We start from the raw sequence: 25,205 nt of genomic DNA, 5'->3' as shown, positions 1-25,205 counted from the left end.
ATGGAGAAGATCATCGCGAGTGCCAATGGCTCCACATTTTTGGAGATCAGCAAGCGGAATTTCCGTCCGCTGTCGGTAACGAGTGCTTCTAATGAACTTGTTGAAGCATTAAACGAAGTTGTTGCGCCGATGCTGGATTTGATGCGCACGCGGAGCCGTGAAAACCGCACCCTCGCCGCCACCCGGGACCTTCTTCTCCCCAAGCTGATGTCTGGAGAAATCCGTCTGCGTGACGCCGAGCGCCAGATCGAGGCGGTCGCCTGATGGCGGTGCAGTATCATCAGGGCAGGTTCCCGCCCGAAAATCTCGATTGGCCGCGCCTGCTGCCGCTGATCGGCCCAGCCAATGCGGCGGTCGCCTGTTACGAGGGCGTGCTGCACGGCATTCCCTATCCGAATGTGCTGCTGTCGCCGCTGACCGCGCAGGAAGCGGTGCTGTCGAGCCGCATCGAAGGCACGCAGGCCACTCTCGGTGAGGTGCTGGAGTTCGAGGCGCAGGGCGAGCTGTTTGACGAGAGCACGCCAAAGAAGGCCGACATTCGCGAGGTGTTGAACTATCGCGCCGCCTTGAACGAGGCCACGCGGCTGCTGGCCGAGCTGCCGCTCTCGCAACGGCTGATCCGCCAGACCCATGGCGTGTTGATGCAGGGTGTGCGCGGGCGCAACAAGGACCCCGGCGAGTATCGACGTATCGCCAACTGGATCGGCCCGGGGGGGTGTTCCGTGGATGAGGCGCGGTTCGTGCCCTGTGCTGCCGACAAGCTGCCGCAGGCGATGGACGCATGGGAGCAGTATCTCCATGCCGATGCTCCCGACAAGCTCGTCCAGCTTGCGATTGTTCACGCCGAGTTCGAGGCAATCCATCCCTTTCTGGATGGTAACGGGCGGCTCGGTCGCCTGGTTGTTCCGCTGTTCCTCTACGCGAACGGACTGCTTTCGCGCCCCAATTTCTATCTGAGCGACTACCTCGAAAGCCGCCGGGAGGAGTATTATGAGCGCCTGCTGGCCGTCTCCCGCGACGATGACTGGTCGGGCTGGGTCGCGTTTTTCCTGAAGGCGCTGATCGCGCAGGCCGAGGCAAACCAGACCAAGGCGCAGGCGATCCATACCCTCTACCGTGACCGGAAAGACTGGATTGCGCAGGTTACACGCTCGCAATACGGGGTGCGGGCGCTCGACTGGATGTTTGCTCGCCCGATCTTCAAGACATCGGATTTTGTCGAAACCGCCGATATTCCTCGCCCAACGGCAAACCGCATTTTGCGGCTGGTGCGCGATGAGGGGCTGTTGACGGAATTGCAGTCTGCGAGCGGCAGGCGCGCAGCCATTCTGGCATTTGCCGAACTGTTGAACATTGCGGAGGGGCGGAGCGTATTTTGAGGCTCATGGATGAGCGACAAGACAGCTTGTTGCTCACATATTGCCGATATGTGATACACAACAAGGCTTGATGCGAACAGGTGAGCCACAACGCGTCTGGGGATTGGGGGGAGCGCGGGATGGGTATTACGGAGGACGTGGTCGAACAGGCCGCGCTCGGCATTCTTGCGGATCTGGGCTATGCGTATGCTGGCTCTGCCCGGATCGCCCCGGACGGTTCCGCTCCGGAACGTCTGGCTTATGGCGATGTCATCCTGGCAGCACGTCTGAGCGCGATCATTGAGCGGCTGAACCCCAACATTCCGGCTGAAGCGCGGGCCGATGCCATCAAGCAGCTATCCATCATCGAGACGCCATCACTGGTCGAGGAGAACCGGCGCATTCACCGTCTCCTGACCGAGGGCGTCGATGTCGAGTTCGCGACCGGCGACGGCGAGATCAAGGGCGACAAGGTCTGGCTGATCGACTTCGACAATCCCGACAACAATGACTGGCTGGTGACGAACCAGTTCACCATCGTGGAGGGACGGTACAATCGCCGCCCGGACGTCGTGGTGTTCGTCAACGGCCTGCCGCTTGGCGTGATCGAACTGAAGAATGCCGGCGCGGAGAATGCGCATATCACCGGCGCTTTCAACCAGCTGCAGACCTACAAGGCGCAGATCCCGTCGCTGTTTCGCACCAATGCGGTTCTGGTCGCCTCCGACGGCATGATGGCGCGTATCGGCTCGCTGACGGCGGATGAGGAACGCTTCATGCCGTGGCGCACGATCACGGGCGCCGAGAACGATTTCACGCCGCACGGCCCGCGTGAGATGGAAACCCTGCTGCGCGGCGTCTTCGACAAGACCCGGTTCCTCGCCCTGCTGCGCGATTTCATCGTGTTCGGCGACAAAGGCGGCGGGCCGTTCAAGATCATCGCCGGATACCACCAGTTCCACGGCGCGAGGAAGGCGCTCGCCAGCGCGATTCAGGCGGCGCAACCGGAGGGCGACCGCAAGATCGGCGTGATCTGGCACACGCAGGGATCGGGCAAGAGCCTGCTGATGGCGTTCTTTGGCGGGCTTGTCGTGCGATCAAGGGAATTGGAGAACCCGACACTGGTGGTGCTCACCGACCGCAACGATCTCGACGACCAGTTGTTTTCCACGTTCGGCATGTGCCGCGATCTCATCCGGCAGACGCCGGAACAAGCCGACAGCCGCGACGATCTGCGCCGTCTGCTCGACCGTGCTTCCGGCGGCGTGATCTTCACCACGGTACAGAAATTCACGCCGGAGGCCGGAGAGGAAGAATTTCCGTTGCTGACGGATCGGCGCAATGTGATCGTGGTGGCCGATGAGGCGCACCGCAGCCAGTACGGATTCGACGCCAAGCTCGACAAGGCGACCGGCAAGCGCCGCTATGGCTATGCACATTATATCCGGCAGGGATTGCCGAATGCCTCCTTCATCGGCTTCACCGGCACACCGATTGAAGCCGAGGACGTGAACACGCCCGCGATCTTCGGTGAGTACATCGACATCTACGACATCAGCCGCGCCGTGGAGGACGGGGCCACGGTGCCGATCTTCTACGAGAGCAGGCTTGCCCGCATCGAACTTAACGACGACGAGAAGCCGCATATCGACGCCGAGATCGAGGCGATCCTCGAAGACGAGACGCTGAGCGAGCAGGAGAAGCAGAAGGCGAAGTGGACCACCGTTGAGCGATTGGTCGGCGCGGAGAAGCGACTGTCGCAGATCGCCGCCGATCTGGTCGAACATCTGGAGAGCCGTATCGAGGGCATGCCGGGCAAGGCGATGGCGGTGTGCATGAGCCGCCGCATCTGTGTTGACCTCTACAGCCAGATCGTCGCCCTTCGTCCTGACTGGCATTCTGACGATGACGACAAGGGCGCGATCAAGATCGTGATGACCGGCTCAGCATCCGATCCGTTGAACTGGCAACCGCATATCGGCAACAAGAAGCGTCGTGATGATCTTGCCAAACGGGCGCGTGACCCAAACGATCCGCTCAAGCTGGTGATCGTGCGAGACATGTGGCTGACCGGTTTCGACGCGCCGTGCATGCACACCATGTACATCGACAAGCCGATGCGTGGTCACGGCCTGATGCAGGCCATCGCCCGCGTCAACCGCGTCTTCCGGGAGAAGCCCGGCGGCCTGATCGTGGACTATATCGGCATCGCGCAGAACCTGAAGAATGCGCTCAGCCAGTACACGGCGTCCGACCGTGACAAGACCGGCATCGACGAGGAGCAAGCCGTCGCGGTCCTGATGGAAAAATACGAGATCGTGCGTGGCATGTTCCACGGCCACGATTACATCCTCGGGATCACCGGTCTGCCGCAGCAGCGTCTTGTCGCCCTTGCCGATGCCATTGACTGGGTACTGAAATCGCAGGATCGCGAGGCGGCCAAGGTCGAGAACGCCGAGGAGAAGAAGAAGGCCCATCGCCGTTATCAGAACGCCGTTCTGGAGTTGAGCAAGGCCTATGCGCTGGCCTCGGCCAGCGACGAGGCCCGGTCCATCCGCGATGAGGTCGGCTTCTTTCAGGCGGTGCGGGCCGCACTCGTAAAAACTACCGCCAGCGGCAGGATGTCGGACAGGGCGAAATCCCTGATCGTGGAGCAGTTGCTCAATCAGGCCGTTGCCAATGCCGAGATCGTGGACATCCTGCAAGCGGCGGGCATCCAGTCGCCCGACCTGTCGATCCTGTCGGACGAGTTCCTCGCCGAAATCCAGCAGATGGAGAAGAAGAACCTCGCGCTGGAGGCGCTAAAGAAGCTGCTCAACGGCGAGATCAGGAGCCGGTCGCGCTCGAATGTCGTGGAGGCGAAGACCTTCAGCCAGCGCCTGGAAGAAGCTGTGGCCCGCTATCATGCCAACGCCATCTCGACGGTCGAGATGATTCAGGAGCTGATTGCGCTGGCCAGGGACATCAAGGCGTCGGCCGCCCGTGGCGAGGAACACGGCCTGTCGCCGGAGGAGTTGGCCTTCTACGATGCGCTTGCTGAAAACGAGAGCGCGGTCCAAGCCATGGGCAGCGAACAGCTTCGAATCATTGCTACCGAGTTGGTGAAGCAGATGCGTAGCTCGGCCACCGTCGACTGGCAGCACAAGGCATCCGCCCGCGCCCGTATGCGGGTTCTGGTGAAGCGTATTCTCAAGAAGTACGGCTACCCGCCCGATCTGGAGCAGGAGGCGGTGCAGACGGTGCTGGCGCAGGCCGAGGTCATGCTGCGGGAGGTTGTTCAGAGCGCGTAGCAGCGACTGGAAAGTTCGATTACAGGTTCTCTCGCTATGCAACCACCGTGCGGAAAGTACGGATTGACCCTCACGGATAACGGCGAGATTTCAGCGCCTTACGAAACCGTACCAAATCCGCAAAGTCGTGAGGTTTGGAGAATATCGGCCGAGAGAGAACGAAATCGACGTTTTGGCCAGACGGCGCAGTCAAGAGCTTTGCGCGAAAACCCTGCAATTCTGCGCGTTTTGAGCGTGGATATTGGCAACGGAGAATATTGGAGCCAAGGCAAGTGGCGGAGGGAGCCAACCTGAAAACAAACTCTCTCGGCGGAACGCTTCGCAAATGCCGGTGGTCGGATCGAAAAGAGGCGAAACCGTAGATTTCGAGGGTTTTCGCTGATCAGGCGGGCTTCACAGACCAGAATGCCGGGCATTCTTGACGCCCATCATCCGTCCCGCACGTTTTGGCCTTCCCTGAGCGGGGTGCCAAAATGTAGGCAATGCCCGGAGCGGCTGACTCAGGCACCCAACTCTCTCCCGTGCCATATCAGATAGCACGGGAGCGCCGCGAAATCCTGCGCGTCATTGGCGGACGGTAAAATCCGCCCCGTCAGGCGATGCCTCGGTGGCGTCGGGTTCATCGTCGGCCGTCAGCCTGCGGACCGCCACCAACAGCTCCTCGATCGCCTGCTCTGCGGCAGCTAGCTTCACGGCCACCATCAGCTCCTCACGCCCGGCCATTGCGAGGAACATCCCCAGCACCTCGTCGGAGTGTCGCGCCAGAGCAACCAGGTGCTCTCCGCTCGGACCGTATCTGCCGGCGAACCAGTTCTTCACTGTCTTCTCGTTGGCGCCGGTCCAGGAGGCGACGATCTTCGCCCCCGCCCGGCTGTCTCCGAGTGATCGCTTCAGGGTCGATGCGATCTCAGCGGCGAACCAGTTGTTCGGCTCGTGCCGACCATTCCCAGTATACCCATTATCTTTCGGAAAGAACTTGCCCTTTTTCGGAAACGACATTCCAGACTCCCTCGCGTTACATGGACACGGGGATTCAGCCGCAGCTCCGTGCGGATTGGACGAATTTGCCTGGAATGACGAGGAGATGCGTGCTTGGGCGGTCGTTGGACGACCAATTCGGATAGGAGCGACGGGCCGCCCGAGATGGATGTGCCTGCGGTCGCCTATGTCCGGATGTCGACCGACCACCAGAAATACTCGACCGAGAACCAGCTGGACGTCATCCGCAGCTATGCCGATGCCCGTGGCCTGAAGATCCTACGCGTCTTCGAGGATTCAGGTCGGAGCGGGCTACGCCTCGACGGCCGTGAGGCGCTGCAGAACCTGATGGCAGAGGTCGAATCCGGGCGAGCCGACTTCAAGGCGATCCTCGTCTATGACGTCAGCCGCTGGGGCCGGTTTCAGGATGCCGACGAAGGCGCCTACCATGAACATGTCTGCTCGCGCGCCGGGATCCGCGTCCACTACTGCGGCGAGCAGTTCGAGAATGACGGCAGCATCGGCTCGAACCTGCTGAAAACCGTCAAGCGGGTCATGGCTGGCGAATACAGCCGCGAGCTCTCCGTGAAGGTTTTCGCGGGCCAGTGCCGCCTGGTCGAACTCGGTTTCCGCCAGGGCGGTGCGCCCGGATACGGATTGCGCCGGGTGCTGATCGACGAGCACGGCAATCCCAAGGGCGAGCTGTCGCGCGGCGAGCAGAAGAGTCTTCAGACCGACAGGGTCATTCTCGTCCCCGGTCCCGAGGACGAACAGGACGTCGTCCGGCGCATGTATCGCATGTTCGTCGAGGACGGCCGATCCGAGCGGGAGATCGCGGATGCCCTGAACGCCGACGGACTGCGCACCGATCTCGACCGGCCATGGACACGGGCGACGGTCCATCAGGTACTGACCAACGAGAAATACATTGGCAACAACGTCTTCAACAAGATCTCCTTCAAGCTGAAACAGCGCCGGGTGGTGAACCCGCGCGAGATGTGGATCCGCGCCGAGGGCGCCTATCCGGCCATCGTCGATGAGGCACTGTTCCTGCGCGCCCGGGAAATTGTCGATGCCCGCAGCCGCCATCTTTCCGACCAGGATCTGCTGGACGCACTTCGGGCGCTGCTTGCCAGCAACGGCTTCCTTTCCGGGCTGATCATCGACGAGCACGAGGACACGCCGTCATCGAGCGCGTTCAGATCACGGTTCGGCAGCCTGCTGCGTGCCTATGAGATGGTCGGCTATCAGCCCGACCGGGACTACCGATACATCGAGATCAACCGCAAGCTCCGCGAGGCACATCCGCAGATCGTGGCGGGTGTCATCGCCGGGATCGAAAACGCCGGTGGCAGCGCCATCCAGGATCCCCGGACCGAGTTGCTGACCGTCAACGGCGATTCACAGTATCGGTCGTGCTGTCGCGATGCTTCGAGACCGCGGCAGGCTCGCTGCGCTGGCGCATCCGCCTCGACACGGGGCTCTTGCCGGACATCACCATCGCCATACGCATGGACGAGCTGAACGCAGCACCACGCGACTATTACGTCCTCCCGAGCATCGACATGACCGCGGATCGGCTTCGGCTCGCCGAGCAGAATGGCCTGTCTCTCGATGCCTATCGCTTCGACACGCTCGATTTCTTCTTCTCAATGGCCGGCAGGGCCAGATTCTCGGAGGTGGCCTGATGCCCGATGACATCCCGACCGATGACCACAAGCATGTGACCCTGATCCCGACCGACAGGATCCGGATCCTCAATCCGCGTGTGCGCAACCGGCGAACGTTCGAGGAAATGGTCGAGAGCATCGCGCGCATCGGCCTCAAGCGCCCGATCACCGTGACCCGGCGCTCGGACACGGAGCCTGCGGAATACGACCTCGTCTGCGGCCAGGGGCGGCTCGAAGCGTTCATCGAACTGAAGCAGGACGCCATCCCCGCCATCGTGATCGACGCTGACGAGAGCGATTGCCTGGTCATGAGCCTCGTCGAGAATTGCGCCAGGCGCCAACATCGCGCGATCGATCTGATGCAGGAAATCGGCACCCTCCGGAAGCGCGGCTACAACGACCGCGAGATCGCCGATAAGATCGGGGTCAGCCCCGAATACGTCAACATGATCGCCGGGCTGCTGGAGCGAGGCGAGCAGCGGCTCGTGTCTGCGGTCGAGACCGGCCTCATGCCACTGAACCTAGCGATCGAAATCTCCAGAGCGGACGACGAAGGTGCCCAGCGCGCGCTCATGGAGGCCTATACGGAGAAGAAGCTGCGCGGGAAGAAGTTCGCAGCCGTGCGGCGCCTGCTCGAACGACGCCAGCGCCATGGGCGGCGCGTCGATGAAACGCCCTTCGGCCGCAAGGTGAACCGCTCCGGGCGCCCCCTGACCAGCGATGCGCTCGTGCGCGCCTATCGTCAGGAAGCTGATCGCCAGAAGCTGATGATCAAGAAGGCGGAGCTGACCCAGGGCCGGCTTCTGTTCGTCACGGAGGCGTTCCGCTCGCTGCGGAGCGACGAGCACTTCCTGACGCTGCTGCGTGCCGAAAGCCTCGAGGTGATGCCCACCTATCTGGAGGAACACGCGAGGACGGATCCATGACACGGAAAGATCGCCGCCTTTCCGATGTCGTCGCCCATGCCTTTGAAGACGACTGCGTGACCCTGGCCGTGGACGCCCTTCTGCCGGTGCGGGTGCTTCGGACGGCCACGAAATCCAGCAAGAAATACCAGCAGATCACCGCCTCGATCCGCGAGGTCGGCCTCGTAGAGCCGCCCGTGGTGGCCCGCGATCCTGCCAATCCGGGCACCTTCTTGCTGCTGGATGGCCATGTTCGCATCGAGGTGCTGAAGGATCTCGGCATCGAACGGGTCGAGTGCCTAGTCTCCACCGACGATGAAGCCTTCACCTACAACAAGCGGATCAGCCGCTTGTCGCCGGTTCAGGAGCACAAGATGATCCGGCGCGCCATCGAGCGCGGCGTTCCGGAAGAAAAGATCGCCAAGGCGCTGGACATCAATCCTCAGAGCGTACGTCGCAAGGTTCGCATGCTGAACGGGATCTGCGACGAGACGGTCGCCATCCTCAAGGACAAGCCCTGTCCGATGGCCGTGTTCGAGATCCTCCGGAAATTGAAGCCGCTGCGCCAGCTCGAGGCCGCCGAACTGCTGGTCAACGCCAACAATTACTCGGTCGCCTATGCCTCGGCGATCCTGGCCGGCACCCCGCAGACGCAGCTCGCGGAAGGCTCAAAACCCAAGCGCATCAAGGGCATCACGCCCGAAGCCATGGCCCGGATGGAGAGCGAGCTGGCGCGCCTTCAGGAGTCGATCACCTCCATTCAGGAGACCTACGGTCAGGACCACCTGCATCTGACCGTCGTCAAGGGCTACCTGGCGAAGTTGCTCGGGAACGCCCGCGTGGTTCGCTACCTCATGCAGCATCGTCCCGAATTCCTGCCCGAGTTCCAGGCGATCGCCGAGATGACATCTACGCTGCCGCCGGAGGCAGCCTGACCGGATCACGACGACCGATGGGGACCCGGACCCGATAAGCGCGGGGACCGCGGGAGACGCCGCACCGTGGGGCGGATCGAGCGCGGTGGTGGGGATGGCGGCGAACCCGCTCGGAGCCCACCAGGCCGGCTCGAGTTTTCGCCGGCCGCGTGGCTGTACCCGCAGCTGCGTTCAACGTAGGGCGTGTCGGAGGTTGGTCCACTCCGTCACGCCCATTTGCAGCCACGCAAGATCGTGATGAGTCCGCGACAGCTTGCGGTACTGCGTTGCGGCTCTCCGCATCGGTCGCGTGGCCGATCAGCCCGGCGGAACAGTGCGAGCAATCTTGCTCCAACCGTGGTCGAACGTGAATGTCCGGGTTATTCCTGCAGGGTTCTGAATTCTGAGCACGCGGGCTTGTGTAGGATCGACAGCGCATTCGACAACGTAAAGCCAATAGGCATCGCCCTTTTCAAGCGCGCATTCAAATTGCGTGTGCGACAATCCAACAGGGCGATCCAGCAGACTGCCCGTCATCGATTTCACTTCAACCCATCTAATTTTATTGCCGCTACTGTCAGCCTCGTAGAGGTCAAAACCAGGATTTCCCTCAGGCGTGCGGCACAGAGTTGGTTCAATTCCAACAATTAAGTCGATGGCTTGTCTTTCAATCTGCAAACGTTGAGCTTGATCAAGGCCATCAGGATCGGGCCAATCGTCGTCCGGATGCGCGCCGACGTAGGAAATGAACGGTCGCCCACTTCCGTGACCTGCCGTTTTCTTGCCATCGGCCCCGCTGTTTCCCATGGCTTTTCCACCAGGAGCGCCTTGGCGGCCTGCACCACTACCTGCACTTCCGTTCCCCCGGTCGCTGCCGCGCGGACTATCGGTGCCAGGGACGCCGCGACCACCAACTCTCACGCCACCGCCCACGCCGTCGCCGCTATCCGGGTCAGGTTTGCCGGGTGGGATATCCGGCATATCGTCGCCGTACAGGTCTTTCGCATCCTCGTAGACGTTGCTGTCGGATGAAGTTTCGGACCCTCGTTCGGGAGCGGCCGATGGCTCGGGTTCAGATGGTGGATCGGTGATGCCGAGTCGGGAAGTCAGATCAGCCAAGTTGGTGATGCCAAGCTTGCGCAGCAGATCGAGCGCCGCCGGCTCAATGCCCGCCTCTCGGGCCAGCTGATCAATAATTGGCGGCTTAAATCCGATCTTCGTTTGCAGGAAGGGGTCCGGCTTCCAGCTCAAAGCATCGAACACTACGAGGTCCGGAGAAACCAGCTCACCATCACCATTCGGAACCCAAGCTGCCCGATTGAGCATCCTGATGAAGCTGGCATCGAAGCGAGCCGTCTTTGTCTCGTGCGAATAACCCCATTTGTAGGAGCCGTAGAAGGTGGCCGTGCCACGGGCCTCGAGGTCAGCAAGCGCCTCCCATAAGACCTTCGCTCTGGTGGCCGCCTCCTCTGGTTTCAGCGTTGGTAAAAACTCCAGCAGCTGCTTCAGCCCGCGAAGAGTAAAGTCTTCCAGGGGGCTTTCCCAGCTTGCGCGCTCGAGGCCAGATTCTCTGCGAATTTGTTCCTTATCGGAGTTTCCCAGTTCAGATTGTATTGGCTGTGGAATGAGATACCGGCTCGCGCCACACGACACTAACAGGTCACGAATGTCTTCACCGCGCAGGCAATCGTAATTGTTGTCGACAATCAGAATATCTGGAACGCCTGCGAAGAGCTGCTGCAAGCGCTCGGTAGCAATGTAAGCGTCGCCCGGCTTAGCGATGTATGGCGTCCCGTCGCCCGTGTCGATTACCATTAGAAAATTGGTGTCCCGCAGAGCTGCGCGGAGTTTTTCTTTCTGCGTGGTTGAGTCGGCACTGAAGGCAGTACGAATACGCTCGATATCAGCAGCATAGGCGTCGCCCTCCACATTCACTTCTTCTTGCTGGTATTTGGGCAGGAGGTTCCAGATCACGTCATCGACAGGATCGGGCTCGGTGATCCCAAGCGAGGTCAGAAATTGGCGCACCTCAGGGGTTGCGCATACTGCGCTTCGCATGGTCGGAAAGCTTGTGGCGATGGCGCTGGGCAAGAAGGCTTTGGCTTTGCCCTTCTCACGGGCGACGACATGAGAACCGTCATCCAGCCGGATGAATGGAACCGTGTCGAGGTGACGACGCAGGACTTTCTCCTGGCCACTGAGAAATTCATACAGTAGCAGAACCCATTCGTCGGATTGAGTCTCGAGAAATTCCTTCGTCAGACTTGGTAGTAAGTTCTCTGGTCTGATTTCGTCAATGTCGAGCTCGCGCATCAGATACTGGCGGATCTCAGGTGCCTTGTCTTGAGTGATATCACCTGAGAGCCAAGCGGTGATATCTGAACCGAACAAAGCCTTAACCTGTTCGGATTGAAGTAATTCGCGAATATCTTGAGTGCGCGCAAGTTTTGCTTGAGAGGCGGAAACGTATCCGCCGTCACTTGCCGGTAGCAATGGCTCATGTTGCAACAACTGCCGAACTGCCTCGAACATCGGCCGAAACCGTGAGCCTTCCGAAAATTTCTCGTTGTCGAAGGGTAAGCAGCGAAGCACCGAGACATCCAGCATTGTTTCGTCGCGCAACCAGCGCATCGCTTCACCAAGCAACTCGGACGTCTCCATCACCAGATGCTGGTTCCATGGATCACCGGGCGGGATGTTCTCCCGGCTGGGAGTGGTGCGAAATGGGCCTTGCACGAGGAAGCCGAGGTGGGTCTCGACGACCGTGGGGAAGAACACCACCAAAGGTGACGTGGAGAGTGGCTGTACCTTCCAGCGTCCCGAGGCTTCCTTGGGCGCCACGAGTAAAAACGCGATCTCCACTCGACCAACAGGTTTCTGCTCGTCGGAAAACACGTCCCTGTGGAATACCAACCAGTTCTGATCAACCTCATTCTGTCCAGTCTCCTGGCCAATCAGACTGATATGCCGCACATTTGGGCCAAGAGTATCCGGCGGATTGCGCATGTAGAACCCAGAAACTCCACCGTCGACGGTCCAATTAATTTCTTCGATATTCCGCAGAAAAAGTAATGCGCCTGGCCCCAAGCGCCGAAACCCCGCGGTGATATCCTGCTCAGCAGTTGGATCCTCGGATTTCAGTGGCAGGATGATCTGTGTCTCGTCAGGATGGCGCGCAGTTCGAGGCACCTTTTTCGGGAACACATAGTCATCAATCGCAAAATCTTCGTCACCCGAATGAATCTCTGGAAGATTGGTGACGGTATAGACCGATTTAAAACCTAGCCCGAAGCGGCCGATCGCCGATTCGTTTTTAGTGCTTTCGGCAATGTCGCACACACTTCTGACGTCGCCCTCGTCAAACGGCTTGCCAAAATGAGCAATTGTCAATTTGTCTTGGTCCAACTTGAACGAGACCGTACGCTCCCCATCCCACTCACCACGCTTGGCGAGGGCATCTTCAGCGTTCTGAAGAAGCTCAAATATGAAGTGAGTTCTATCGTCGTACAGCCCAGCTGCCAGCCCACCAGATTTTTGGGCACCTTCGGTGCCGTATCGCGACCGATTGTCTTCACAGATCTTTTCGTAGTTGGATGCCACGATGCGAGCCCCCGAAAAAAATGGCAATATGACATCTCCTTGGATGTCATGCTTTCCCGCCGCCAACTGACAGCAGGGTCTGCAACAGAATAACCCGTTGGCGAACCTTGACTACCCACTTCCACCCCTTCCGCCGAGAGCACGAACCCCAAGCAACTTCAATGCGCTCTACGCGCTTTTTCGATTGCTCGCGCTCAACCCGTCAGCTAGCGTGAACGGGAGCCCAGAAAATGGGCGCGCATAGTTATCGTGCGCATCGCCCGAGCCGGGAGAGCGTGATGGACATTGACAGGTCGGAACTGCGCTGGGGCGTTGAGCGGCGCCTTGAGTTCATAGAGTTCCGTCTGTTCTGGGAGGGCCATGTGAACCGCAGAGACCTGATGGACCAGTTTGGGGTCTCGGTGAACCAAGCGTCCACCGACCTGAACCGCTACATCGGCTTCGCTCCGGACAACATGGTTTATGACAAGAGCGCGCGGACCTATGTCCGCGGCTCCGAATTCAAGCCGAGGTTCCTCGATCCTGACGCCAGCCGCTACCTCGCCCAGCTTCGTTCGGTCGCTGACGGGATCCTCGATCGCAAGGATTCTTGGATTGCCAACCTCCCGCCATACGCGTCTGCCCCGACGCCAGTGCGTGGCGTTAATCCGCTTACGCTCCGCTCGGTCGTTGGCGCCATCCGCCGGTCTGAGGAGATCGAGGTGAAATACCAGTCCCTGTCCAGCCCGGAGCCGCGCTGGCGCTGGATCGCGCCTCATGCCATCGCGTTCGACGGGTTCCGTTGGCACGCCCGGGCGTTCTGCTTGACCGACGAATGTTTCAAGGACTTCCTGCTCTCCCGGATGCTTGAGATCCGGGGATCGCGGGAGAGTGAAGCGTCGCCAGACGATGATCGCGACTGGCACTCCCAGGTCACGCTGGAAGTCGGGCCTCACCCCGACCTCTCAGAGACGCAGGCGAAGGTCATCGCGCTCGATTATGGCATGCGGGGCGGCAAGGCGAAGATTAAGGTCCGGCGTGCGCTGCTTTACTATGCGCTCAGGCGGCTCGGGCTCGATACCGATCCGGCCGCCCGTCGGCCGCAGGACCAGCAGATCGTTCTCCTGAACGCTGCCGAAGTGATCGGTGACGCCAGGGACACCGTGAGGTCTGTCCTGTAATGAAAGACAGCCGCTCCAGCGCAAACCCACAGCAACTCGCCGCTATCAATGCGTCGGAGGGGCCTGTGCTAATCATCGCCGGCCCGGGCTCTGGCAAGACCTTCACACTCGTTGAACGCATTGTTCACCTGATCACTGCCAAGAAGGTCGCCCCGGAGAGCCTCCTTGTCGTCACATTCACCGACAAGGCGGCCCGAGAGCTCACCACTCGGGTTTCAAATCGCCTCGCTGAACTGGATATTCGCTTCAATCTGAATGAGATGTACCTTGGTACATTTCACTCGATCTGCCTGCGCGTGCTGGAAGAGTTTCGAGAGTTCACCCGTTTGAAGCGCAGCTTTACGCTTTTTGACCAGTTCGATCAGCAATACTTCCTTTATCAGAGGATCAATGATTTTCGGGAGCTTGCAGACGCGCAACTTGTAATGGGGGATGATCAGACCGGCCGGTGGGCACAGTCGGAGCAGCTTATGAAGTGGCTGAACAAGGTCAGTGAAGAAGCCTTGGATCCCCGTGTTCTTGAGAAGGCCCCCGATCCCGAGGTGCGTGCGCTAGCTCGTTGTTTCCTGAAGTACCAAGAGCTTCTCGACGAAAACAATTGCCTGGACTTCTCGGGCATCCAGTACGAGGCCTTGCAGCTCCTACGTCGGCATCCAGACGTGCTCGCTCAGCTGCGCGACAAGATCACGTACCTGATGGTCGACGAGTATCAGGACACCAATACGATCCAGGAACAGATCCTACTCCTTCTTGCCGGCGAAAGGAGCAACCTCTGCGTCGTCGGTGATGATGACCAAGGCCTCTATCGCTTTCGCGGTGCCACAATTCGCAACATCCTGGAGTTTCCACAGCTCTTCCCGCCAGACAGCTGCACGCAGGTGCGGTTGACGGTGAACTATCGCTCCCACCCAGGGATCATCGACTTCTACAACGAGTGGATGGAGCGGCTGGATTGGGAGGAGCAAGGCAAGACGTTCCGCTTCCCGAAGCAGATTCTTCCGCGGGAGGACAGCTTTCCCGAAGTCCCGGCCGCAGTCAGGCTCGGTGCATCGGACGAGAAAGGTGAGAACGAGAACTGGCACGCGGAGGTTCTCGCGTTCCTGACAGCGTTGCGCGACTCCGGGCGGTTGTCCGACTGGAACCAGGTCGCGTTCCTCTTTCGCTCGGTGAAGAACGACCGCGTGCTCGAGCTCGCGCGCTTCCTCGAGGGCCATGGCGTTCCCGTCTATTCACCGCGTTCCAACATGTTCTTTGAGCGGGAGGAGATCCGCTTGATGATCGGGGCGCTGATCTTCCTGTTTCCGCAGTTCCCAAAGGTGCGTCAGTGGGCCGAGGGCGCCCAGCTGGCGATTTGGGATTACTACGACCACCAGTGCTTCAGGGCATTCACGGACGAGCTGCGAAAGCCAGAAAACAGCCGTATGCTCGAGTGGGCCCGACCGCTCGCCAAACGCCATGCGGTGCTGACACAGACCGCCGACTATGCGTTCTCGGGACTGTTCTATCAGCTCCTTCAATTTCCCCTGTTCTCCCACTTCCTGGATGAAGAGGCGATGCAAGGCGTGGACAAGGGGCGCGCCGCCCGCAACCTTGCCACGTTCTCGAAGCTGCTCACCAAGTTCGAGTACCTTCACTACGTTACGGTTTTGAACCCCGAGTATCTCGAACGGGACCTGCGGAACCTGTTCAACCAGTTCTTCCGCTTCCTCAAGGAAGGCGGCATCGGGGAATATGAGGACGAGGCGGAATACGCACCGAAGGGCTGCGTGTCGTTCCTGACGATCCACCAGTCGAAGGGGCTCGAGTTCCCAGTGGTGGTGTGCGGCTCGCTGGAGGCGGTGCCGCGAAAGCAGCATACGGATCTGGACGAGATCCTCGAGGGTGGCGGCTACCTGTCAAAAGCGCGGTTCGAGCCCCTGGAGCGCATCAAGCACTTCGACTTCTGGCGCCTCTACTATACCGCGTTTTCGCGGGCCCAGAACTTGCTGGTCCTGGCCGCGCAGGAGCGGGACGGCAAGGGATTGGGCAAATCGCCTTCGAAGTATTTCGGGGATGTCTTCCGCGCCCTTCCGGACTGGCGGACGGTCAACCTGACTCAGTTCACCTTAGAAAAGGTGAAGGAGATCAACCTCAAGCGCGAATACTCCTTCACTTCGCACATCACGCTCTTCGAGAACTGCGCCGAGCAGTACCGCTTCTTCAAAGAGTTGGAGTTCGCCGCCATCCGCGTCAGCCCTATGCTGTTCGGCACCCTCGTCCACCAGACCATCGAGGACATCCACAAGGCCGTGCTGCGAGGCGAAGAGCACACGGTCACACCCGACGCCATCGATGCATGGTTTTCCACCAACTACGCAATGCTGTCGAAGAAGGAGCGCGTCTTCCTGGCCCCGAGCACGCTCGAGGCCGCGCGCAAGCATGTCATCCGCTATTACGAGCGCGAGAACGGCAACTGGGATCGGATCAAGGAGACCGAAGTCGAAATCTCGCTCGTCAAGGACGACTACATCCTCAAGGGCAATGTCGATCTGATCCGCGGTGACGGCGGCACGGTCGAGGTCGTGGACTTCAAGTCCGAGAAGAAGCCCGACATGGAAAAGGACCGCGAGCGGCTGCGCCGGTACCAGAGCCAGCTCGAGGTCTATGCCCACCTCATTGAGGAACGGACTGGCCAGAAGGTCAGCCGGATGCATCTTTACTACACCGGTGAGCAGGACGGGAATCCGTATGTCAGCTTCACCAAGGATGATCGGGCGATCGGCAAGACGGTTTCCCGCTTCGACGAGATCGTCCACCGCATCGAAAGCGCGGACTACCGGATAGCCGCACGGCCCGACAGGCTGTGCGAGAACTGTGACATGCGTGCTTATTGTGACACGAAAAACTGGAATTTCAGGGAAGATGACCGATGAGTGACGTGAAAGCCGATCAGACCGCCATGGACCTTGGCACCGAGGCCGCCAGTGTTGATTTCCACTGAGAGTTGACCCGGGAAGCTGAGGTTTTTCCATCGAGATTTGACCCATGTTGGAACCTTTTCCCCGCGATGAGAGCGGGAGAGAACGGAGTGATCAGCATGGAGTTATTGAGCGTCATCCGGCGCTGGCGCCATCGGGACCATTTCTCGATCCGGGAGATCTCGCGGCGCACAGGTCTGTCGAGGAACACGGTCCGCAAGTATCTGCGCGCGGACAGCGTGGAGCCCCGGTTCAACGTCCCCGAGCGCGCAAGCAAGCTCGATCCTTACGCCGACAAGCTATCCCACATGCTCCGGCTGGAGGCGGGCAGATCCCGCAAGCAGAAGCGGACGATCCGGCAGTTGCACGCCGATCTGGTCGCGCTCGGGTATGAAGGCTCCTACAACCGCGTGGCGGCGTTCGCACGCGAGTGGAAGGCCGCCCGGCAGAGGGAGCAGCAGACCAGCAGTCGCGGCGCCTACGTGCCCCTGGCGTTCCAGCCAGGCGAGGCCTTCCAGTTCGACTGGTCGGAGGACTGGGCGATCATCGGCGGTGAGCGGACCAAGCTGCAGGTCGCCCACTTCAAGCTCTCCTGCAGCCGCGCCTTCATCCTTGCGGGCCTATCCGCAGCAAACCCACGAGATGCTGTTCGACGCCCACAACCATGCCTTCCGGGTCTTCGGCGGCGTTCCGCAGCGGGGCATCTACGACAACATGCGCACCGCCGTCGACAAGGTCGGTCGGGGCAAGCAGCGCCAGGTCAACGCCCGCTTCTCGGCGATGGTCAGCCACTTCATGTTCGAGGCCGAGTTCTGCAATCCCGCATCAGGCTGGGAGAAAGGCCAGATCGAGAAGAACGTTCAGGACGCCAGGCATCGGCTCTGGCAGCCCATGCCGAACTTTGCATCGTTGGCGGCGCTCAACGACTGGCTTGAGAGACGATGCCGGGAGCTCTGGACCGAGATTCCGCATGGCGTCCGGCCCGGCTCCATCGCCGACGCATGGGCTGAAGAAGCCCCGCGCCTGATGGAGATGACCCGGCCCTTCGACGGCTTCGTCGAATACGTCAAGCGCGTCTCGCCGACCTGCCTCGTTCATCTGGAACGCAATCGCTACAGCGCGCCAGCTTCCTTCGCCAACCGGCCCGTCAGCCTGCGCGTCTATCCCGAGCGGATCGCCGTCGTCGCAGAGGGGCGGGTCATCTGCGAGCATCGACGCGTCTTCGCCCGCTCCCATAACCGTCAGAGCACGACGGTCTACGACTGGCGGCATTACCTCGCCGTCCTGCAGCGCAAGCCGGGAGCCCTGCGCAACGGCGCCCCCTTCGCCGAACTGCCGCCTGCGTTCCGCTCCCTGCAACAGCGCCTGCTCAAGACGCCCGGCGGCGATCGGGAGATGGTCGAGATCCTGGCCCTGGTCCTGCAGCATGACGAGCAGGCCGTGCTCGCCGCCGTCGAACTGGCCATCGAGGCGGGCGCGCCCACCAAGACCCATATCCTGAACCTGCTGCACCGCCTGGTGGACGGCAAACCGCTCGACCCGCCTGCCGTTCCGGCGCCCAAGGCCCTGACGCTGACGAGCGAGCCGCAGGCCGACGTCGAGCGATATGACGCCCTGCGTCAGACTGGGGAGGCGCGCCATGCGTCATAATCCCGCCAGCGGCGCCGTCGTCATCATGTTGCGCAGCCTCAAGATGCACGGCATGGCCCAGGCCGTCGCCGAGCTGACCGAGCAAGGCTCTCCCGCCTTCGAGGCGGCGCTGCCGGTCCTGTTGCAACTCCTCAAGGCGGAGACGGCTGACAGGGAGGTTCGCTCAACGGCTTACCAGCTCAAGGCGGCGCGCTTCCCAACCTACCGCGACCTGACCGGCTTCGACTTCGCCAGCAGCGAGGTCAACGAGGCGCTCGTGCGCCAGCTGCATCGCTGCGAGTTCCTCGAAGACGCTCACAACGTCGTCCTCGTGGGCGGCCCCGGTACAGGCAAGACGCATATCGCCACCGCGCTCGGCGTGCAGGCCATTGAGCATCATCGTAAGCGCGTCCGGTTCTTCTCCACCATCGAGCTCGTCAACGCCCTCGAACAGGAGAAGCTTCAGGGCAAGGCCGGGCAGATCGCAGCGCGCCTCTGCCACTCCGATCTCGTCATCCTGGACGAACTCGGCTACCTGCCGTTCAGCGCCTCGGGCGGCGCCTTGCTCTTCCACCTGCTGAGCAAGCTCTACGAGCGGACGAGCGTGGTCATCACGACCAATCTGAGCTTCGGCGAATGGGCCAGCGTCTTCGGCGACGCCAAGATGACCGCCGCTCTCCTCGACCGGCTCACCCACCGATGCCACATCGTCGAGACAGGAAACGACAGCTTCCGCTTCAAGACCAGTTCCGCGAAACCGCCAAAACCCGCAAAGGAGAAAGCGCGCAACTTGACGACAACCTGACCCAGAACACATCATCAAGGCGGGTCACTTCTCGGTGGAAATCCCGGGTCAACTCTCAGTGGAAATCAACACGCCGGCGTTATCACTCAGCGATCTGGTCGCGGTCGCAGACCTGCCGTGGGCGGAGCAGGTGGAAGCTGTATTCGGTGCTGTTGGTTCTCGAACGGGTTAGTTCCGAGCCCGCCGCCAACCGGCAGCCTGCGCTTCGTCCTCCGTGCAAAACCAGCGTTCGCCCTTGCCCTCGGTGATCTTGGTCTTGTCGTAGTCCTTTTGGCCCGGCACATGATAGATGCGGTTGCCGTTGCGGCTGATGTTGCCCTTGATCTGGCAGCCAGTTGTCGGAATTGCTGACGCCACCGGTTGCGGCAGGAGATGCTGCTGCGCAATGATCGGCACCGACAAGGCGCCCAGAATCTCGGTCTGCGGACCACGATGGCGCCAATCCCACGGAGCAATGAATGCGCCGGACCACAGACCTGCCTGCTTTGTGCGCGCGATCTGTTCCTCGCCAACATAGATATCCGAGTAGCGCCTGAACGCGAGCGCCCAGCCTCCGGCTACCATCGCTGCGTTGATGTCCATCTCGCCAACAAAGCAGGTCATGATGCGCCGGTCATAGCGGTCGGTCTCACTACCCGTGCAGGTAACCATGCGGTCATGAACCAATCGGACCAACGCGTCGCGCGCGGCGATCCCGCAGGCGTAGGTCTTTTCGGCGGTGTCGATGCAGACCTGATCGGTCTCCGGCGCATCGATGCCGTTCAACCGGATCTTCGTGCCCTTCACCGTGATGGTGTCACCATCGGAAATTCTCGCGGCGCCTGTTATTGTCGTGGCCGTTGCAGCAACAGCCGAGCTTGCAAACAGTATGGTGGCAATCAGGGGAATCAGTGCGAGACGAGGCATCATGAGGGTATTGTGCGATGTAACGGTACGGGTTGAAAGATTGGGGGCAATCCAAGAAAAAGAGACAGCATGAAATGGGCAGAATAATCTTGGCAAGTATCATCGTGACGCTGACTACCTCTGCTGGTGCTTATGCAGAGGATGCCGCTTCCCGAGGTGCCGGGATCGTGGATGAGTGGTGCCGCATGTGTCACCTGCAGCCGGCGGACACGCCCGATCCCGACATGGCTCCCCCATTCGAGGAGATCGTGAAGCGGGAGGGACGCGACGAGGCGTATTTCGCCCGGTTCATGCAGGAGGATCATTTCCCGATGACGACCTTCCGGCTGTTCGACCACGAGAAGGCCGATGTCGTCGCCTATCTACTGGCACTGCAACGACAGGGTGCGTTCCAGCCATGATCCGCCAGTCGAGGATCGCCCCGATCATCTTCCTCAACGAGAGCCTTGGCATTTCCGACCTGTCGGGAAGCCCGATGACGATCAACGCCATGAAGGCGCTGGTGTACGCCCGCGATAATGACGGCATCACGCTCACCAGGTCGGGCGCGTTCTACCGCAAGTTCGTGACATGGGCGGCTGAGGACTTCCGCTGGCCCGAATACGAGGCCGAGGAACTCTACCGGCTCAACAAGGTGCTGAACGAGTTGGACTTCCTGCCGCTCGCCATCATGCACGAGCTTCTGATGGGTGCCCGGCTCATCAGGCACTACAAGGGCAAGGCGGTGCTGACGAAGGCGGGCAAGGCTATGATCGGCGACTACGGCGCGTTACAGGCCGAGCTGTTCGATACTTTCTTCACCGGCTTCGATTTCCTGGGTCACGAGCGGTTCCCCATCGAATATGACGAGGCCGACTTCGTGCATTTCCTCGGCGTGGTCCAGAACCGGCTCGATGACTGGGTGCCGCTGACGGAACTGGCCGGGTGGTGCCTGCCGCTCGATCTTGTCACTCGGTATCGGTACAGCCCGGTGGAGGACGCCAGTTACTACCTTCTCTCCCGCCTCGTGCGTCCGCTGTCCTGGCTGGGGATGATGGAGCGTCATCCCGACGTCGAAAAGTACAGCGGATTTGACAAGCTGAGCTACCGCAAGACGCCGTTGCTCGACCGTTTCATGAGTTTCAAGATCGTCAGGAATGGAGGCCGGACGATCCATTGAGGCCGCCGCGACGGACCAGAAACGACGAACCACGAAGGAAACGCAACATGAAATCCATCTTGACCACACTCGCATTGGTATTGGCCACAGCACCTGCGCAGGCGGCGTTGTCGGGCTTCTACGACAGCGCCGAACAGATCAACAAGATCCTGTCCAGCGCGGCGGTGGCGGATGCGCTCCGTCAAGCATCGATTGGGCATGTCGCCAATACCGGCACCCGTTCCGATGGGGCGCATGAGTGGCAGGTCAGGACGCAGGAATGTGACTTGACGATCTATCTGAAACCTGTGCCGCCGCAGGGAGTCGGCAAGACGACCTACGAGCTTGAACTGGGCGATGCCTGCCCATAGCCTCTCGCCACGGGGTCGACTTTTCATGTTCCTTGTCGGTGTCTACGAGCCTGGTAACTCCGGCGGCCATCCGTCATGTGCGGTGAGAGAGGTCGCACTTGCTTGCTGATGATTCTCATGGACGTTGTCCGCCTGCCTTCGCTATATTACGCTCGAAAACGTCCACTTCGGGTGTCTCTGTTCGGGATGGCTGGCGGCGGCACCCGTTACAACCCGGGCGTGGTTCTGGAAGCGCAAGTTATTGAAATCATGTAGTATTTTACGACCGAACCAAATCGACCGAGGTTCGCATGGTTTGAGACGAAAGCCGTTCAGAGACCCGGAATCAGCGTTTTGGCAGTCTCTGAGGTTCGGTCGCCTCCGCTAAACCCCTTTGAAATCAAAAGGAATTTCGGCTCTCAAATCGAAAAGTAAAGTGTTTTCAATTAGTTAATGGCGGAGAGGGAGGGATTCGAACCCCCGATAGGCTTGCACCTATGCCGCATTTCGAGTGCGGTGCATTCGACCACTCTGCCACCTCTCCAAAGGGGCTGTCGGGCGGGTGAGGCCCATTTATAGCGTTTTCGAGCGAGGTGGAAACCGGTTCGCGTGAAGAAAACGCGTCAAAACAATAATCTGGATTTTCGCTTTAGAAGCGAAATGCTCTAGCGCGTTTCAGGCGAAGCGGAAACAGATTCGCGCCAGAAAACGCGCGCATTGATACATGGCCGCGTGGTCAAATGCAAAACTCAACCGCATCCGCAGCCAGAGGCGGGCGGCAGACCCGGACCACGGTGCCCTTGCCGTCAAGGGTGGGACCGCCGGACGCAATAATAACCGGCGGCCCCGTGCCGCGTCATTAAAATCGTGGCCGGAAGTGCGGCTTCGCGGACCACCTGCGCGACAATATGACCGTAGCGGTCTTTGCGCAGCCGGCAACGTGATCCCAATCTTAACCTCACAAATCAAGGTTACTTTGTTGTGAGGGAAGGTCAGTTCTAGCGTCTTTCACCGTTTCATGGAAACAGTGAGGAGACTTTATCTTTATGTTTTGACGCGCTTTCTCACGCAAACCGGATTCCATCCTCGGGTCCGGCAAAGGGATGCAGGTTCGCCGCAAAAGAATGCGACCAGCCAATAATTTCCGGAGCGTGGTCCGGTTCAACTTGATCGGATCATGCCCGAAGGGTGTCGTCAGTCCTTGGCTTTCTTATCCTTCTTGTCTTTGTCTTTGTCCTTTCCGTCCTCGGGCTTCTTTTCCTTCTTGTTCTCCTTCTCTTTCCTGCGGTTGGTGAAGCGCGCGTTGCCGAGGCCGGTGCCGATGGTCAAAACGCCCCAGCGGCTGGCATCCTGCATGTAAGGCATTTCGCTCAGGCCCTGCGCCACGCCATCGTTATGCATCAGCACGGTGGTATCGTGACCGCCGATCTCCGGGATGGCTTCGATCAGTGACTTCGGCAGGTTGAATCTGCTGCTCTCCCAGTTGCCGGGAAGGTTCTGCGCGCCTTTCTCGATTGATCCGTCCTCCTCGATCACGCCCGGACAGGAGATGCCGATGAAGGGCGCGAGCTTCAGTCCCTGCCTTTCCGTCTGCGAAACGAGGTCCTTCAGCATTTTCACGAGCTTCTTCACCGCGCCCTCGCGGGTTGGCTCGTCGTCGGCGTGGCGCCACAGTTCAGATTTCCAAACCCCGGCCTTGGACAGGTCGGCGGCCTTCTTCCATTTGGTCTCGACCACGCCGCAGCGGATATTGGTGCCGCCGATATCAACCGCCAGAATGCTGTCAAACGCCTCGAAAATCCAGGAAGGCGCAAGATGCAGGCAACCGATCAGTCCCGCTTCGTCGGGATCGAAGCGGATCGGAACCAGGTGGACCTTGTGGCCCTCGTTCTTCAACAACAGGTCGGCACGGGCGATCGCGATCTCGCCGACCCGGCTCTTGCGGAAGCCGCCGCCGACCACGATGCATTCGGTGTTGGCCCAGGCTTTGGTTTTAAGGAAGCGCCCGGTCACATAAGCCAGTTCCTGCGCGAATTCCTCGATGGCGCCATGCACAAGGGCGGAGGCCTCGATATCCTCTCCGACCAGCGCCTCGTCGAGCGAGCCTTTGGCGATCGCCTCGGATGGCGCCTTGCCGAGCGGATCCTCGCCGTTTTTTTTCAGCGGCTTGCGCAGGTCGTCAAGAATCCTGCGGAACGCGCCCTTGCAGGCGCGGTCGCCGAGGAAACCATCATCGTCCTTCAACTCGATGTTGTAGTTGTCGATGTCCACCGAGGGCAGCCGGAGAACGCCGTGCTTGCCGATGCCCGAAGTTGTCAGAGCGTCTTCCGCCATGTCGTATGGTGCCCCCTTGCCCGTTTGATCCAGCCTGCAACAACTGCGAGGGAACCCATTGGTTTCATGACCGGGCGGCCGGCCAGCCGCATGGGGGTGATCTCGAGGCGGCGTCCATTGTAAAGCGAGGAGAATTGCTGCCGTTTGCGCGATACGGCCATGCGATTTCCTTGACTCGCGGCGTTGGCGGGCTATAAGTCCCGCAACCGGCGCGGGGTTTACCCGGCGCCGCTTGTTCTTGTGTGGCCGGATGGTCAATCCCCCGGCTGCGTCGAAAATCATCGAGCATGATCAGGCAAAGCGGCGTTCGCCCGGGTTGCCGTCGGATAAAATGCTCCTGTCCAACGACTGAACAAAAAGCCGGCCCGGAACCTTCCGAGGCCGGGATCGAACACGAAGGAATAAAACGATGTTCGCAGTCATCAAAACCGGCGGCCGGCAGTACCGTGTCGTTCCGGATGATGTGCTTGAGATTGGCAAGATCGCCGGCGAGGTCGGAACGATCGTGCAGCTTGGCGAGGTTCTGTTGCTGGGCGGCGACACGCCGGTGCTTGGCGCGCCCACGGTGGCGGGCGCCTCGGTCGCGGCGGAAGTGCTGCAGCACAAGCGCGGTCCCAAGGTGATCGCGTTCAAGAAGCGCCGCCGCAAGCACTCCAAGCGCAAGCGGGGTTATCGCGACGAGATCACCGTGCTGCGCGTCACCGAGATCCTGGCTGACGGCAAGAGCCCGACAATCGGGCCGCGCCCGAAGAAGGAAAAGGCCGTCAAGCCCGCGGAAGGCGCGAGCGACGACAAGCCCAAGAGGGCCGCGAGGAAAGCCGCCAAGACGGCGGAAGACGCGGATTAAGAGCAATTAAAAATCCCCGTGACAGAAAATGAATGATTCTGTCACGGAAATGATCTAGAGATTCGGACGAGTTTGGAGACGGGCGATGGCTCACAAAAAGGCAGGCGGTTCCTCGCGGAACGGGCGCGATTCGCATGGCAAGCGCCTTGGCATCAAGGCTTTCGGCGGCGAGCATGTGATTCCCGGCAACATCATCGCCCGCCAGCGTGGAACCACCTGGCATCCGGGTCTGAATGTCGGTATGGGCACGGACCATACCCTGTTCGCCAAGGTCGAAGGTCACGTCGCGTTTCGCGTAAAAACCGGCGGCCGGACTTTCGTGTCGGTCCTCCCGATGACGGAAGCCGCGGCCGAGTAGACGGTG

The 25,205-nt window shown here is 60.4% G+C and carries 20 protein-coding genes, 1 tRNA gene and 1 pseudogene; 16 read left to right on the top strand and 6 right to left on the bottom strand.

The genetic code is table 11. The annotated features are described in order from the left end of the window. From ACMYR2_RS02930 to ACMYR2_RS02920, 3 genes are all read left to right on the top strand, one after another. Positions 1-264, top strand: a complete 264-nt coding sequence (locus ACMYR2_RS02930) for a hypothetical protein (protein ID WP_416193647.1) — start codon at positions 1-3, stop codon at positions 262-264. Next, positions 264-1,379, top strand: a complete 1,116-nt coding sequence (locus ACMYR2_RS02925) for a Fic family protein (RefSeq protein ID WP_292962765.1) — start codon at positions 264-266, stop codon at positions 1,377-1,379. Before ACMYR2_RS02930 ends, ACMYR2_RS02925 begins: the two co-directional genes overlap by 1 nt. 119 nt (positions 1,380-1,498) lie before the next feature. Next, positions 1,499-4,648: a type I restriction endonuclease subunit R gene (locus ACMYR2_RS02920; RefSeq protein ID WP_416193646.1), complete on the top strand. Its 3,150-nt coding sequence runs from the start codon at positions 1,499-1,501 to the stop codon at positions 4,646-4,648. A 564-nt stretch (positions 4,649-5,212) separates the two neighbouring features. Here ACMYR2_RS02920 and ACMYR2_RS02915 read toward each other — a convergent pair. Beyond that, complete coding sequence (locus ACMYR2_RS02915) at positions 5,213-5,647, bottom strand: hypothetical protein (RefSeq protein WP_409696284.1); 435 nt, start codon at positions 5,645-5,647, stop codon at positions 5,213-5,215. A 144-nt stretch (positions 5,648-5,791) separates the two neighbouring features. On the opposite strand from ACMYR2_RS02915, the gene ACMYR2_RS02910 reads away from it, so the two are divergent. The 4 genes from ACMYR2_RS02910 to ACMYR2_RS02895 are packed head-to-tail and all read left to right on the top strand — an operon-like array spanning position 5,792 to position 9,136. After that, a complete protein-coding gene (locus tag ACMYR2_RS02910) occupies positions 5,792-7,150 on the top strand; it encodes a recombinase family protein (protein WP_416193645.1) in 1,359 nt (452 codons plus the stop codon). Further along, the gene (locus ACMYR2_RS02905; RefSeq protein WP_416193644.1) at positions 7,138-7,314 is read left to right on the top strand and encodes a hypothetical protein; all 177 of its coding nucleotides are present in this window, start codon (positions 7,138-7,140) and stop codon (positions 7,312-7,314) included. The genes ACMYR2_RS02910 and ACMYR2_RS02905 overlap by 13 nt, the downstream gene beginning before the upstream one ends. After that, a complete protein-coding gene (locus tag ACMYR2_RS02900) occupies positions 7,314-8,222 on the top strand; it encodes a plasmid partitioning protein RepB C-terminal domain-containing protein (protein ID WP_416193643.1) in 909 nt (302 codons plus the stop codon). The genes ACMYR2_RS02905 and ACMYR2_RS02900 overlap by 1 nt, the downstream gene beginning before the upstream one ends. Next, positions 8,219-9,136, top strand: a complete 918-nt coding sequence (locus tag ACMYR2_RS02895) for a plasmid partitioning protein RepB C-terminal domain-containing protein (protein ID WP_209736317.1) — start codon at positions 8,219-8,221, stop codon at positions 9,134-9,136. Before ACMYR2_RS02900 ends, ACMYR2_RS02895 begins: the two co-directional genes overlap by 4 nt. A gap of 297 nt (positions 9,137-9,433) precedes the next feature. Here ACMYR2_RS02895 and ACMYR2_RS02890 read toward each other — a convergent pair whose 3' ends face one another. Beyond that, complete coding sequence (locus ACMYR2_RS02890; protein WP_416193642.1) at positions 9,434-12,715, bottom strand: sacsin N-terminal ATP-binding-like domain-containing protein; 3,282 nt, start codon at positions 12,713-12,715, stop codon at positions 9,434-9,436. Positions 12,716-12,993: 278 nt separating this feature from the next. Between ACMYR2_RS02890 and ACMYR2_RS02885 the strand changes: the two genes are divergently transcribed. From ACMYR2_RS02885 to istB, 4 genes and pseudogenes are all read left to right on the top strand, one after another. Further along, positions 12,994-13,875, top strand: coding sequence for a WYL domain-containing protein (locus ACMYR2_RS02885; RefSeq protein ID WP_416193641.1), 882 nt, complete (start codon positions 12,994-12,996; stop codon positions 13,873-13,875). Further along, positions 13,875-16,787 (top strand): ATP-dependent helicase, encoded by a 2,913-nt coding sequence (locus tag ACMYR2_RS02880; RefSeq protein WP_416193640.1) that lies wholly within the window; start codon positions 13,875-13,877, stop codon positions 16,785-16,787. Before ACMYR2_RS02885 ends, ACMYR2_RS02880 begins: the two co-directional genes overlap by 1 nt. 164 nt (positions 16,788-16,951) lie before the next feature. Beyond that, positions 16,952-18,482, top strand: a pseudogene (gene istA, locus ACMYR2_RS02875) (IS21 family transposase). Further along, complete coding sequence (gene istB / locus ACMYR2_RS02870) at positions 18,472-19,266, top strand: IS21-like element helper ATPase IstB (protein ID WP_416193037.1); 795 nt, start codon at positions 18,472-18,474, stop codon at positions 19,264-19,266. Before istA ends, istB begins: the two are co-directional and overlap by 11 nt. Positions 19,267-19,434: 168 nt before the next feature. Here the strand turns inward: istB and ACMYR2_RS02865 are convergent, their stop codons facing one another. Then, positions 19,435-20,175 (bottom strand): thermonuclease family protein, encoded by a 741-nt coding sequence (locus tag ACMYR2_RS02865; RefSeq protein WP_416193639.1) that lies wholly within the window; start codon positions 20,173-20,175, stop codon positions 19,435-19,437. A 71-nt stretch (positions 20,176-20,246) separates the two neighbouring features. On the opposite strand from ACMYR2_RS02865, the gene ACMYR2_RS02860 reads away from it, so the two are divergent. Genes ACMYR2_RS02860 through ACMYR2_RS02850 form a run of 3 tightly spaced genes read left to right on the top strand, consistent with a single transcriptional unit; the run spans position 20,247 to position 21,681 of the window. Continuing rightward, positions 20,247-20,573, top strand: a complete 327-nt coding sequence (locus ACMYR2_RS02860; RefSeq protein ID WP_416193638.1) for a c-type cytochrome — start codon at positions 20,247-20,249, stop codon at positions 20,571-20,573. Beyond that, on the top strand, positions 20,570-21,331 hold the full coding sequence (locus ACMYR2_RS02855) for a hypothetical protein (RefSeq protein ID WP_416193637.1): 762 nt from the start codon (positions 20,570-20,572) through the stop codon (positions 21,329-21,331). Before ACMYR2_RS02860 ends, ACMYR2_RS02855 begins: the two co-directional genes overlap by 4 nt. A 47-nt stretch (positions 21,332-21,378) precedes the next feature. Further along, positions 21,379-21,681: a hypothetical protein gene (locus tag ACMYR2_RS02850; RefSeq protein ID WP_416193636.1), complete on the top strand. Its 303-nt coding sequence runs from the start codon at positions 21,379-21,381 to the stop codon at positions 21,679-21,681. Positions 21,682-22,114: 433 nt separating this feature from the next. Here ACMYR2_RS02850 and ACMYR2_RS02845 read toward each other — a convergent pair. From ACMYR2_RS02845 to ACMYR2_RS02835, 3 genes are all read right to left on the bottom strand, one after another. Then, positions 22,115-22,204: transfer RNA gene (locus tag ACMYR2_RS02845), tRNA-Ser, on the bottom strand. A gap of 650 nt (positions 22,205-22,854) precedes the next feature. Next, the gene (locus ACMYR2_RS02840; RefSeq protein WP_416193635.1) at positions 22,855-23,994 is read right to left on the bottom strand and encodes an ROK family protein; all 1,140 of its coding nucleotides are present in this window, start codon (positions 23,992-23,994) and stop codon (positions 22,855-22,857) included. Then, positions 23,976-24,155, bottom strand: a complete 180-nt coding sequence (locus tag ACMYR2_RS02835; protein ID WP_416193634.1) for a hypothetical protein — start codon at positions 24,153-24,155, stop codon at positions 23,976-23,978. Before ACMYR2_RS02835 ends, ACMYR2_RS02840 begins: the two co-directional genes overlap by 19 nt. Positions 24,156-24,403: 248 nt before the next feature. Between ACMYR2_RS02835 and rplU the strand changes: the two genes are divergently transcribed. Beyond that, positions 24,404-24,841 (top strand): 50S ribosomal protein L21, encoded by a 438-nt coding sequence (gene rplU / locus ACMYR2_RS02830; protein WP_347263648.1) that lies wholly within the window; start codon positions 24,404-24,406, stop codon positions 24,839-24,841. A gap of 85 nt (positions 24,842-24,926) precedes the next feature. Continuing rightward, positions 24,927-25,199 carry a 50S ribosomal protein L27 gene (rpmA, locus tag ACMYR2_RS02825; RefSeq protein WP_011313771.1) on the top strand — a complete coding sequence of 91 codons (273 nt, stop codon included), beginning with the start codon at positions 24,927-24,929 and terminating at the stop codon, positions 25,197-25,199. The last annotated feature ends 6 nt before the right edge of the window (positions 25,200-25,205 follow it).

Origin of the sequence: Nitrobacter sp. TKz-YC01, assembly GCF_047824785.1 — a bacterium.
In the GTDB taxonomy this organism is placed as follows: domain Bacteria; phylum Pseudomonadota; class Alphaproteobacteria; order Rhizobiales; family Xanthobacteraceae; genus Nitrobacter.
The sequence above is the reverse complement of the archived record's forward strand: the minus strand, read 5'-3'. Positions and strand labels throughout refer to the sequence as shown.